We start from the raw sequence: 13,064 nt of genomic DNA, 5'->3' as shown, positions 1-13,064 counted from the left end.
CCACGACTACTGCTGAAAGGTAAAGTTAGTTGCTTGAGATTAAAATTTTATCGCAATACCGACCGATATTGTACTATCGATCCAAAGTGAATCTTCAAAATTAGCACCGCAAATATCTTGGCTACAGAACAGGTTGTCATCCTCATCAATTAAGCTGGCATAGGCACGTAGTTCGGTCACTATCGCCATATTGTTGGAGAACTCGTAACGAGTGCCAAAAGAAATACTTGCTGAAGGATAGAGTTCTTCACCGCCATGTTCAGCATCAAAATATGCGCCACCTAAGCCTAAACTCATGGTAGTTACATAGTTTTGCTGACGAAACAGTGCGACACCATTGAAATGTGCATAGGTAACGTCTAGCGAGCTTTTAATCGCGTTTTCGCCAGTAAAGTCATGACTCACACGATTCAGTAATACTTGCCCTTGACCATTAACATCTGCTTGCCAAGCAAGACCTATGGCGATATTGCTACCGGAATCAACACTAATGTCATTGTTATCAGATGCAACGAGATCAGAGCTAAACATTTGACCGGCCATAACACTGACTTCAAATTGATTTGCAGACACGGTGCTAGCTAAAATAAAACTACAAACTACTGCAGAAGGTTTTAAAAAAGTGCTTACTTTCATTACAACATGTCCTTGGTGTTATTTTATGTGCTCAACGTTGCTGTTACGATAAACAACGCTGAGCTGACATATGAAAAAGGGCGAGATTAGCCAAATAGCTCAGTGAGTTTTTTCTTGGCTTTTTCTTTTAATTTATCTTTCGCACCATCCATTAATTTTTTCTTTTGTGTTGCTTTTGCTTGCTTCCAAATTTTTGACAATGCCTGCTTAGCAATTTCGCTACCTAATTGGCTTGCCGGCAAGCCAGCATCACCACCAACATTATTTAAGGTAATATCAGGTAAGGTAGCACTGTGTTCTTTATTACCAAACGCGGTTAAATCTACTGTTAATGCCGTACCTGCTAAAACTATTTTGCTCACTTTAATTTTCGGTTCATCAGCAGTACTGCTAGGCGCTTGTTCTTTATCGGCAGTTTGGTTATCACCTTTAGGTGTATTGCGTTCGATAGCATCTAAAATGTCTTGAATATTTGAACCACCGTCTTGTGTTATTTGCACAAAAGCTTCCGGTGATTTTATCACAATTGCGTCAATTATAATCGGTGATGAAGTTAGGCTTTCTAGGTTAATGTCGAGGGTAACTTCACCTAATGAAAAAGCATTAGGTTGGCTGTATGTTTTTGGATTGGCTAAATTAATACCTAAAATACTACCAGCACCGCTGGTCAGCTTAATATCAACAGCTTTTACTGTTACGGCTTGTTCTGTTACTTGCGTACCGACAGTTTCAATTTGGCTTTTAATATAATCATTGAGTGAGCCACCAGCTAAAAACCACAGGGCACCACCACTAACTAGTAACAATACGACGATAATTGAGGCAATAATTTTCACGAGTTCAGTCCTTAAAATGTAAAAAATGATGCAATACCAATAGTTGGTATTCGTCATTTGGTATGTTTGAGTATAAAGTTAAATTATATCTTAATAATCACAAAGTTATTTATTTTTCTATTTTGCGACCAAAGCCTTAAATCCTACGCTAAGCTGTATCGAGCACTTAGAGTATCTACGTTATAGTAATAGGATTGAAATTTTTCGCAAATTTAGAGAGTTTTTATTTATGTCTTCTGCTATTAGTCGTCGTTTGCCGTTGTTATTACTTGTTGGTGTTTTAATTGCACTGGTTGTTTATCTGCAATGGCCAGAATCAGCAACAACAAAAGAAAAACATCAGCGTATTGTTTCGGTGAAAACCGCCGTTATTGCACAAGCAGAATTTAAAGACTCTGTAGAGGCAATAGGCACTTCACGCGCCAATGAGCAAGTGTTCATTACCAGTAAATATTCAGACTTAGTTGATGAAGTTTTTTTTCAAGATGGCGATACGGTTAAAAAAGGCGAAGTATTAGTGCGGCTAAATAGCCGAGAAGAAGCCACTAAAGTAAAAGAGTTAGAGGCGAACTTGGCAGAATCCGTCGCGCAACTGAATCGTTTCCAAGATCTCTTCATCAAAAAGGCGACCTCGAAATCGATTGTCGATCAACAAGAGGCAAAAACTAAAGCGATTTCTGCCCAATTACTCAATGCAAAAATAAAGCTTAATGACTTAACCATTAAAGCGCCATTTTCTGGCGTGTTGGGTTTTCGTGAAATTAGCCTAGGTGCGTTAATTGATGTCGGTGATGTGATCACCAGTTTAGATGACCTAAGCATCATTAAGGTCGACTTTTCCGTGCCTGAGCGTTACTTAACCACGGTTATGGTTGGTCAACCGATTGACGCGACAAATATTGCCTATAAAGAACAGAAGTTTACAGGCAAGGTAACCTCTATTGATTCACGTGTTGATAGCGTGACTCGAACCTTAAAAGTGCGAGCAGAAATACCTAACCGCGATCATAAACTGCGCGCAGGTATGCTATTGAATATCGAAATTATTCGTAATATTGAACAAGTTTTACAAGTGCCAGAAAGTGCGGTGATCCCGATTGAAGATGAGCATTTTGTCTTTGTTGTCGAGGCAGGCAAAGCAGTAAAAACAAAACTGGATATTGGTCGTCGTTATCGTGGTTTTGTTGAAGTGCTTGGTGGGGTTGGTGTCGGTACAGAAGTGGTGATAGAAGGGGCGTTAAAGTTACGCGATGGTAGCTCAGTTAGCGTATTGGGGGATAAAGCGTGATTTTATCTGATATCTCAGTAAAACGTCCGGTATTTGCCACCGTTATCAACCTGTTGTTGATCACTTTTGGTATTGTCGCCTTTATGACCTTGCCGCTACGTGAATACCCTGATATTGATCCGCCAGTCGTCAGCATCAATACCACCTATCCTGGCGCTTCCGCGGCGATTGTTGAAAGTAAAATCACCCAATTGCTTGAAGATAGAATTAGCGGCATTGAGGGGGTTAAGTCAATTAATTCTAACAGCCGCGTTGGTCGTTCTAATATCTCGATTGAATTTGAACTCGACCGTGATATTGATTCGGCAACCAACGATGTTCGTGACCGTATTTCTCGTGCTTTGAATAATTTGCCGGAACAAGCAGATCCGCCAGAAGTTTTTAAAGCCAATGACGATGAAAGTGCGATTGTTTGGTTTGTATTGCAAAGCGACACTATGAGCACATTGCAATTAACCGATTATGCCGAACGTTATATTGTTGACCGCTTTTCGGTGGTTGATGGCGTTGCTCGTGTACGTGTCGGTGGCGGCAGAACATATGCCATGAAGGTATTGTTGAACCGCAAAGCCATGGCGGCACGTGGTGTCACTGTGAGTGATATTGAACAAACCTTGCGCGCTGAAAACGTTGAATTGCCAGCAGGTAAAGTGGAATCTATTGATCGTGATTTCTCGATTCGAGTTGAGCGTAGTTATTTAACTGAGGATGATTTTTCCACTATGGTGGTGGCGCGTAATGATGATAAATCGCTAGTCTATCTTGGCGATGTTGCTCATGTTGCTATGGCTGCGGAAGACGAAGAAAACATGTTCCGTGGTAATGGTAAGAATATGGTTGGCTTAGGCATAATCAAGCAGTCAAAAGCCAATACCCTTGAAGTGGTTAAAGCTGCGCGTAAAGAGATGATGTCAATACGTGGTGGTTTGCCGCTAGGTACGACCATTACCAATAGTTATGATTCATCAGTATTTATTCAAGGCTCTATTGATGAGGTATACAGAACGTTGGGCATCGCCATGATCATGGTGGTGCTAGTTATTTTCTTATTTTTGGGCAATGTTAGCGCGACCCTTATTCCTGCCGTTACCGTCCCCGTAGCACTTATTGGCTCGATGATGGTGTTGTCATGGCTGGGTTTTTCAATAAATTTACTGACTTTATTAGCGTTAGTGCTGGCAATAGGTTTAGTGGTTGATGATGCGATTGTGGTACTTGAAAATATTTATCGTCGTATCGAGCGAGGACAAACACCGTTAATGGCCGCTTATGAAGGCGGGCGAGAAGTTGCCTTTGCCGTTATTGCCACTACCTTAGTTTTAGTCGCGGTATTTGTGCCGTTAATATTTTTGTCAGGCAATGTTGGCCGTTTATTTACCGAGTTTGCTATCGCTATTGCGGCGGCTGTGGTGTTTTCTAGTATTACGGCATTATCGCTAACGCCGATGATGTGCTCAAAAATGTTGAAGCATCGAGAGCGCAGTTCGTCTTTCGGTCAAACGCTCGATAAAGGTTTTGCTAAATTGGAAGCTGGTTATGCTCGTTCGTTAAAAACCAGCATCCACCAACCTTTAATGATTTTTATCGTGGTAATTTTATCGCTATTTGCGGTTTATAGCTTATTTACTCAGTTGCCGTCTGAATATACCCCGAAAGAAGACCGGGGGAATTTCTTCGTGATGATGCGAGGTGCAGAAGGGGCAAGTTATGAGAATAACGTCAAAAACATGCAGCAAATCGAAGAAAAGTTATTAGCTCATCAACGCAGTGGTGAGCTTGATCGAGTAATAGTGCGAGTGCCAGGTTTTGGTGGCTCTGGTGGTATTGCCATTGTCGGCATGCCAGCATGGGATGAACGTGCGATCAACACTTTTGATTTTATCAAAAAAATGAATGGCGAATTATCGCAAGTTACTGATGTTCGTGCTTTTGCCATGATGCGACGAGGGCTAAGTGGTGGTGGCTCAGTATCGCCAGTTGCCTTTGTTTTACAAGGCAATACCTATGAAGAATTAGCGAAATGGCGTGATATTATTATTGCCAAAGCACAGGAAAACCCTAACCTTCATAGCATCGACAGCGACTATAAAGAAACTTACCCACAACTGTTAGTTAAAATTGACCATAACCGCGCTTTTGATTTAGGGGTAACTGTGGGTGATATTGGTCGCACACTAGAAACCATGTTAGGGCAGCGCCGTGTGACTAACTTTGTCGAGCGTGGTGAAGAATATTATGTGGTGGTGCGTGGTGAAAAATCAGACTTTTCAAATCCGAAGGATATCGACAATATTTTTGTTCGCTCCAGTATCAGTGATGAGCTAGTACCATTATCAAACCTGATCACTATTGAAGAGAATGCCACTTCTTCGCGACTTAATCGCTTTAATCGCCTGCGCAGTGTCACTATTAGTGCCAATTTGGCAGCAGGTTATCCGTTAGGAGATGCGTTGGACTATCTAAATAGTGCCGTTGCCGAACATTTACCACAAGAAGCTCAGGTGGCCTACAAAGGGCAGTCGCAGTTATTACAAGAGTCAGGTAATTCCATTGCTTTTATTTTTGTTTTGGCGTTAGTGATCACATACTTAGTACTGTCGGCTCAATTTGAAAGTTTTATTCATCCGTTTGTTATTATGTTAACGGTACCATTAGCATTAGTTGGAGCGTTGGCCGGTCTAAAACTTATGGGCATGAGCCTCAATATCTATAGCCAGATTGGTATCGTGATGTTAATTGGCTTAGCGGCAAAAAATGGTATTTTAATTGTTGAGTTTGCCAACCAATTACGTGACAAGGGTATTGCCTTTGAAGAAGCACTTATTTCGGCGGCTACTCAACGCTTACGTCCGATAGTGATGACAACATTTACCACAGTGACCAGCGCAATTCCTCTCGTGTTGGCAATAGGCCCAGGCGCTGAAAGTCGTATGGTGATTGGGGTGGTTATTTTTGCTGGCGTATCACTTGCCAGTATATTTACGTTGTTTGTAGTACCTGGCGCATATTACTGGCTGTGCCGTCATACCGGTTCACCACAAGCGATAGCTCAGAAAATTGAGCAACAACAATTGCAAGCGAACAGAGATTAGTAAAAGCGAAAACGCTTAATTCTATAAGGTTACATTGTTAAAAGGCCCATATAATCGTGATGTTTATATGGGCTTTTATCTATTCAACAGCATAAATCATCTTTCTTTAGCCTAGTGTTTAGGTAAACGCTGTAAGTACTTATTTTTACGATAATTAAACGGAAATTAATTACATATCAACCATGCTTTCTAGCGCCTTCCTAACGTAAACAATTACTTGTTATGTTCATTTGTGTATAAAAAACAGACGTCTTGATTAAAAAACATACTTGGGATATAAAGTAAGAAAATAATAATAATAAATTTGGAGAATACTGGTGTTTGAGGTAAATAAAAAATTATGGTCCTTTAATTTCGGTTGTTTAATTGCTGGCTCGTTAATTTGGTTGGTCCATATTGGTAATTTGGCACCGGTACCTAGCATACTCCATCCTCATACTGACTTTATTCTTGATTATTATCCGGGTTCAATCACCGCAATAAGTGCTTTTTTTGTTAGTTTAGTTTTACTGCTATTTATGCGTAAAGGTTTTAAATTGTGTGCTAGCGAACACACCTTTTGGTTGTTGTTGCCAACCTTGTGTTTTATTACCTTAACCTTATTGATTGCTCAGTTTATGCTTTCGGCCATCATGTTTGCCGCGATACCGACATTATGTGTGTTAACGTTTAGTGCTGTTATTTTTCGTGTTAGGGGTCGAAGAAAGGTCACTATCTAATGATACTTTCTGCAATTAGGTTATTTGGCTGTGTTTAATGATCATAATGATGATCTGAAATAAGGCCTGTTGTGGCTAAATTTGTTTTACTTGTGATATATAGCATTTTTATATTAAAGCGGGCATAAAACCAAATGAATAAACTCTCAAAAACGATTTTATTAGCATTAGCATGTTTCTTTTTATTTGTTGGTATTAAGACTTCTTTTGACACTAAGCCTTATGCTGAGCTGACAGATTTACAAGAGTATAATGGCGTTATCCACAAGCTGCATTGTCCTTATAAGGGCGCCGCCGCATTATCATTAAAAGATTCCGAATTGACTTTCAACTTGAGTGTTAAGTTTCGGGCTGATTATTGTAGCGAAGATGACTCGCAACCGTTGTTAGGTAAAGAGGTACAATTAACCGCCCGTCAAGTTAATGGTGATTTTTATCAGGTTTATGAAATAAAAACATCAGAGCAAGTCATATTAACGCCGCAAGAAATTGAAGCGGATCAGGGCAGTTCAACATTTGGTGTGTTCTTTCTAGCGTTTTTGATTATTGCCTTTGTTGCTTATAAAAGTCGTAAAAAGAAAGTGAGTTAAAGTATTTAATTAAAAAAGGGCAGTTTAACTGCCCTTTTAAAGTTCAACATATTCGATTAATCAAGTGCACTGCTGGGCACGTTAGTTGGGCTAATATGTTCAATAGGGTAACAACCCAGTACTTTTATAAAGTTAGTTTGTTCGGTAATTTGGCTGATGGCTTCTTGTAACGTTAAATGTTTTAAATTAGCTTCGACATCGATATAGAACATTTCTTCCCAAGGGCGCCCTTGAATTGGTCTAGATTCAAGCTTACACATGTTAATTCCTTTGTTTTTCAACACTAGTAAGCATTCAACCAAGGCGCCTGGTTTTTGTCCTGTTGCTATTACTAAAGTTGTTTTTGCCGGAATTTGCTCAGCAACATCAACAGGCTTGCGGGCCACTAAAATAAAACGGCTGTGATTTTCACTTTGGTTAGCGATAGACTTTTCTAACGCTTGCAATTGATACAGGTTTCCACCTTCTTCACTGCCAATGACGGCAACACTATCATCTTGTAATTCATAAACTTGTGCCATGGCGTCGGCGGTACTTTCACAATATTCAATGCGTATATCACTTTGCTTATCAAGGAAGTTGCTACACTGGGTAAAGGGCTGGCCGTGTGCATAGATAGTTTTAATTTTGTTGAGGGTAGTATTCACGGCGGTAAGTAAACAGTGCTCAATAGGTTGCGTTATTTCACCAACAATTGAGAGGTTAGTGTGTTGAAGCACATCGTAAACCTCATTGATACTGCCTGAGCTGGTATTTTCAATCGGCAATACGCCGTAATCAACACTGCCCGATTCCACTTGCTGCATAATTTCAGCGAAACTTTGACAGCCACTTTCAATAATTTTTTCTGCACGACGAGAAAAGTAACGATGACTTGCAAGATAGCTATACGAGCCTTTATCGCCAAGAAAGGCAACACTGACGGTGGGTTCTTGTATATTTGGGTTTGCCAAGGTTTGTAAATATGCTTGTTGGTTTAATACCGAGTCTTCAATAATGGTTTGGAAAATACTGGTAACGTAATGCGCGTCAAGACCTAGCTTTTTACCTTGGGTAATTAATCGAATAAGCAGCTCTTGCTCTCGCTGTTGGTCACGTACCGGGCGAACTTGATGTGCCTTACTTTTAGCAACGTTGAGGGTTAGTGCGCGGCGTTCAGCGAAAAGTGTTAACAATTGCTGATCAAGCTGGGTAATTTTTTCACGTATCTTGTTCAAGTCTAATGCTTCGTTCACCGTGTTTTCCTACTATCGTTGTTATGAGTTGAATCACTGCAATTTTGCGTTTTAGTTAGATCATTACTTATTTTATTTATTGGTTATCATTACTGGACACGCTAAAACTAAAAAACCTCCGCAAGGAGGTTTTTATTAAATGCCAAAACCTAAAGCGCGCTCAGAATACTGAGAGAATAAACGCGATAAAGAAAAAAGTAGGTTTTGTCGTTTGCATAGGCTTACTTTAGCTATCCTGTGGCAATACTTCAACCGTTTCTTTATAGCTATTTAGCTAAAGGTAACAAAAATCGCTATTAAGGCTTTTTAGCCAGTATTGAAGTCGCGCCAACTATTCGATTACATACACTGATAGATGATAGTAAATGAACTGATAATGCCCACGGCCCATATGAGTGAACGTATAGTGCCAAGGTTAATTAAATAAGCGATGTTATAAAAGACACGCGCCACAACATGTGTAATAGCCAGTTGCTCAATCAATGCACCGGTATTATGTGTGGCAATAGCCAATAATATTGCTGGCGCAAAAATAGTTAAAGACTCGAAAGCATTTTGATGTGCCGCTAACGCTCGAGCACCAAACCCAGTTAGTTGTGCTTGCTGACTACGAGGATGGTTATTGTTGTAGCCGTTCAGTTTATGCATAGCGATAGCCACCGGGACTTTAGCTAGGAAAGGTAAAAGAGCGGCAATAAATAAACAAATAATTAAGGTGGTCATAATAATTCCTGTGTTTTAACTAAAGTAAGTTAATAGCTAAGTAATGTCAGTGTGTATTTACTTGGGCCGGGTAAGAAACTCGATGCCTCGCCTTTAACCCAATTTTCATGACCAAGGCCATAATACGGACTCCATGGATGCCCCGACTGGCTAGTTGGCATGTGGAAAATGCCACGCTCTTCATGTCCTGGCGATACCACCATACGTTCAGATGCGCCAAAAGACTTGCCTTGCACTCTTGGCATATAACTATCCCCGGCTAATTCAACTTCTGGCATATCTAGCCAACGACCAATAAATGGCACGGCGCGACTCAATGGATGTTGAATTTTAGCAAGATTTTGTTTGCCCCAGGTCGCGTTTGCTAATGACGAAGATTCAGTCATATCGGCAAGGGTTTTCTCTAAGGTATCTTCAAATAACGCCGACCAAGTGTCATGGCCACGCCAAAGGAAATTCTCTGGTTGTTGGTTAACGAGTTGCCATAACGGTGTTTCTATCTGGTGACGTATGGTGTGAAAGCTGTAATCTTCATCAAGCTTGGTCATATTTTCATTAAAAATGTCGAACAGTTGATCTCTAAGGTTTAAGCGGAAGTTTCGTACTAAACGATAGGCAACGGATTCCGTACTTGCTGATAGGTTATCTGTGGCAATAATGCTTTTAGCTTCTTGCCAGTCACTATGCTTGGCCAGCAGTTCATCCGTTAATACCTTATTGAGAAGAAATTCTTGCCAGCGTAACAAAAAGTTAGCTTTGTCGTCTAAAGCAATATCGAGTAATGCTTGTTCATCGAAGCTGCTTTTTGCGTCAAGATTTTGTTTTATTTGTGAAGAACGAGCACCTAGGGCGTAGCCACCGTTGCCAACTTTAGCCAGCATATCGCCACCAACAACCCTGGAGTTTGCCGTCCATAGACGAGCATTCTCAGGATTTATCACTTTTGGGTGTTCGCTTGCAGGTAACAATCCTTGCCATTGATGTTCACCATTAGCCCAAGATGTCGGCGTTTCACCAAATGACTTACTGCGCTGTGGAATGGGGCCCATAATGGTCCAGCCGATATTACCTTGCTTATCGCCGACCATTAAGTTTTGTGCTGGAATGCCTGCGCGAGCGGCAATGGCAAAAGCTTGCTCAACATTGCTGGCGGTTTCTAATTCGGAAATCGCCATATTGACTGCCGCTTTATCGTGGGCAATCCAGCGATAGGCCAGTAAATTTCCTTGGCTATCTTTGCCAATAACCGGACCCCAAATGGTATCCATTACCGTAATATTGACTGCGTCTTGGCCTTTAACGGCGATAATTTGCTTGCGTTTTAAAAATGCTTGATAACCGTCGGGCGTCAAATATTGGCTATTATCGGCATTAGTTTCTAATACGATAACATCACTCCAATCGCCATAACTGTTAGTGAAACCCCAAGCAATATGGCCATTACTGCCAACAATGATATTAGGTGTGCCGGGTAATGTTGCCCCTGTGACGGTTACCGACTGATTATCGCTGGTTTGATATTGAAAAGAGGCTCTAAACCAAGTGTTGGGAACGCGAATACCTAAGTGCATATCATTGGCGACAATGGCACTACCGGTTGTGCTGATTTTGCCGCCAACCGCCCAGTTATTTGAGCCAGGGAATTCTTCACTCTGACTCGACTGCGCTCTGGTTAACACCTCGGGCATTAATATTTTATTGACCGTGTTAAATAGTTCAGCTGGCGCTAATGCCGCAATCTCTTCACTAGAGGCAGATGGCCAAGGCGCTGCAGGTAAAGGTGATGGTGAAAATTGACTACCATCGATAGCGGCGTCCCAACGGCTGCCTTTAGGGTTAAGGAAATCAAAAACCTCAGGACTAAGCACTGATTTTAATAAACCTAAGGTGCGTTCTCGTTTACCGTCTTGATATTGTAAGTCGATGTACATACTCAACACTGATAATATCGTGTCTTCTTCTTGCCATTCGACCGGCTCTTGCCTAAGTAATAAGTACTCAAAAGGTGGGGCCTGTAGGTATTTTAGCCCTTGATTAACACCACGGGTATAGGCTTTGAGGAGCTTAATGTCTGCTTTAGGTAATTGCTTGACGATAGCCATAGCACGTTCGCGAAAACGATGGCGCCGAATGTCGCTGTCGTAGTCAATTGCTGCCTCACCGAATAAGCTGGCTAACTCACCCGCTGAATTTCTACGTAAGAGATCCATTTGGAAAAAACGTTCTTGTGCGTGTACGAAACCAGTAGCGACGGCAGTGTCTAAGCGATTTTTCGCTGTTATCGTTACTACACCATTTACGTCACGTTCCACGGTTGCCGTTGCAGATAAGCCAAATAGTGTTTGTTTACCTTCTAATTTCGGTAGTGCGCTGTCGATTTGGCTATATACCCAAGTTGCTAATGTTGCCATGAGAAAAATCAGGACAAAAATAAAGCCGATGAAGATATTTTTAGAATGTTTCATTTGATGTTAGCAGCTGACAAAAACGATACTCTAGAGTACCTGAAAAATGTAGCAGTTTGAATCGCGAAATTATATTAAGTTATTCGCTTAACCATTAATTTTTATTTACATTTCTCTGATTGCGATTTGAAAAAGCAATTGCTAGTTTTGTAAAATACCTTCTTTAAAGTGGCGAATTTGATGTCTACGATCAGCCCCTGGAAAAATGACTTTCCAATATTTTCGATAAATGCTCATCCAAACTTATGTTATTTAGATAGTGCAGCAACCTGTTTAACGCCCAAACATGTAGCTGAAGCTATATATTATTATCAGTGTTTTTCACACGCTAATAGCCACAAAAGCCTGTATCAATTGAGCGCCAATGCCACGGAATTGGTTGAACAAGCAAGAGAGAAGGTGGCGAACTTTATTGGTGCTGCAGAAGGCGACGGTGTTGTTTTTACGGCAAGTAGTACTGAATCGATTAATTTAGTTGCTGCGAGTTTCGTTCAAGAGCGCTTAACCAAGCAAAGTAACATTATTATTGGTGCAGCAGAGCATCATGCTAATTTATTACCTTGGCAAGCCCTTTGTCAGCGCGTTGGCGCAAATTTACGTGTCGCGCCAATTACCTCGCAAGGACTGATTGACGTTGCGGCATTAGCTAAGTTGATTGATAGCGATACGGTGTTAATTGCCGTTAACCATGTTTCAAATGTCTTAGGGGTAATTAACCCGATTAAAAAAATTACTGAGGTTGCTCAGCAAAAAAATGTTCCAGTATTAGTGGACGGTGCACAAGGGGGGCGCTATGGCCCGGTTAAATTTTCTGAATTAGATTGTGATTTTTATGTATTTTCTGCACATAAAATGTATGGGGCAACAGGCTGTGGTGTGCTGGTTTGTAAAAAAGATTATGTAGAGCAAATGTCACCTTATCAATTGGGCGCTGGCATTGTTCAATCAGTAAGTTATCAAGAAACGGTATTTACGCATGGACCACTTAAATTTGAACCTGGTTCGCATAATGTCGCGGGTATAGTTGGTTTAGTTGAAGCAATAGATTATCTAAACGATATTACTTGGTCTGAAATTACTGCCCATATCGATGCTCTGAGCGCTTATTTATTCGAACAATTACGTGAATTACCTTACATTAACCCGCTGGTTTTTTGGCCGAATAATGAGTTTAACAGTAACAGTGTCTCGGATGTTGTGCAGTGTCCGTCAATATTTAGCTTCACCATGGCAGGGGTTTCTTGCCAAGATGTTGCTAGTTTCTTAGATGATAGTGAAATTGCTTTGCGTGCGGGTCAACAATGCGTTGCACCTCTCCATCAAAGTTTAGAACTTCCGGCAAGTTTGAGGGTATCACTAGGGCTATATAATGGCTTTGAAGATATTGATAGGTTGATAGCTGGCGTTAAAAATTTACATCAACTATTCCAAGAGCCGACAATATTTGAGGTGACAAATAACAATCAAGATGTAAAGTAAG

At 40.9% G+C, this 13,064-nt stretch carries 10 protein-coding genes; 5 read left to right on the top strand and 5 right to left on the bottom strand.

The window, feature by feature from the left end:
• Nucleotides 1-39: 39 nt before the first annotated feature.
• Together AC27JP_RS03395 and AC27JP_RS03390 are read right to left on the bottom strand one after the other, a co-directional pair.
• Entirely contained in the window at nt 40-636 is a 597-nt protein-coding gene (locus AC27JP_RS03395) for a hypothetical protein (RefSeq protein ID WP_487112069.1), read from the bottom strand.
• Between the two features lie 86 nt (nt 637-722).
• A complete protein-coding gene (locus AC27JP_RS03390) occupies nt 723-1,472 on the bottom strand; it encodes an AsmA family protein (RefSeq protein ID WP_487112067.1) in 750 nt (249 codons plus the stop codon).
• A 229-nt stretch (nt 1,473-1,701) separates the two neighbouring features.
• Here AC27JP_RS03390 and AC27JP_RS03385 point away from each other — a divergent pair, with 229 nt between their 5' ends.
• The 4 genes from AC27JP_RS03385 (at nt 1,702) to AC27JP_RS03370 (ending at nt 7,161) form a co-directional block, all read left to right on the top strand.
• The gene (locus tag AC27JP_RS03385) at nt 1,702-2,760 is read left to right on the top strand and encodes an efflux RND transporter periplasmic adaptor subunit (protein ID WP_487112065.1); all 1,059 of its coding nucleotides are present in this window, start codon (nt 1,702-1,704) and stop codon (nt 2,758-2,760) included.
• The gene (locus AC27JP_RS03380) at nt 2,757-5,852 is read left to right on the top strand and encodes an efflux RND transporter permease subunit (RefSeq protein ID WP_487112063.1); all 3,096 of its coding nucleotides are present in this window, start codon (nt 2,757-2,759) and stop codon (nt 5,850-5,852) included. The genes AC27JP_RS03385 and AC27JP_RS03380 overlap by 4 nt, the downstream gene beginning before the upstream one ends.
• 317 nt (nt 5,853-6,169) lie before the next feature.
• Nucleotides 6,170-6,571, top strand: a complete 402-nt coding sequence (locus AC27JP_RS03375) for a hypothetical protein (RefSeq protein ID WP_487112061.1) — start codon at nt 6,170-6,172, stop codon at nt 6,569-6,571.
• Between the two features lie 134 nt (nt 6,572-6,705).
• Nucleotides 6,706-7,161, top strand: a complete 456-nt coding sequence (locus AC27JP_RS03370; protein ID WP_487112059.1) for a hypothetical protein — start codon at nt 6,706-6,708, stop codon at nt 7,159-7,161.
• A gap of 56 nt (nt 7,162-7,217) precedes the next feature.
• Here the strand turns inward: AC27JP_RS03370 and pheA are convergent, their stop codons facing one another.
• The 3 genes from pheA to AC27JP_RS03355 all read right to left on the bottom strand — a co-directional run bounded on the left by pheA (nt 7,218) and on the right by AC27JP_RS03355 (nt 11,584).
• A complete protein-coding gene (gene pheA, locus AC27JP_RS03365; protein WP_487112057.1) occupies nt 7,218-8,396 on the bottom strand; it encodes a prephenate dehydratase in 1,179 nt (392 codons plus the stop codon).
• A gap of 339 nt (nt 8,397-8,735) precedes the next feature.
• Nucleotides 8,736-9,119, bottom strand: a complete 384-nt coding sequence (locus AC27JP_RS03360; protein WP_487112055.1) for an MAPEG family protein — start codon at nt 9,117-9,119, stop codon at nt 8,736-8,738.
• Nucleotides 9,120-9,148: 29 nt separating this feature from the next.
• Nucleotides 9,149-11,584, bottom strand: coding sequence for a penicillin acylase family protein (locus AC27JP_RS03355; protein ID WP_487112053.1), 2,436 nt, complete (start codon nt 11,582-11,584; stop codon nt 9,149-9,151).
• 180 nt (nt 11,585-11,764) lie between these two features.
• Here AC27JP_RS03355 and AC27JP_RS03350 point away from each other — a divergent pair, with 180 nt between their 5' ends.
• A complete protein-coding gene (locus AC27JP_RS03350; protein WP_487112051.1) occupies nt 11,765-13,063 on the top strand; it encodes an aminotransferase class V-fold PLP-dependent enzyme in 1,299 nt (432 codons plus the stop codon).
• The last annotated feature ends 1 nt before the right edge of the window (nt 13,064 follow it).

The sequence above is a fragment of the Colwellia sp. SU-HH01172 genome (genome assembly GCF_057553355.1).
This window is presented reverse-complemented; position numbering and strand designations above follow the sequence as displayed.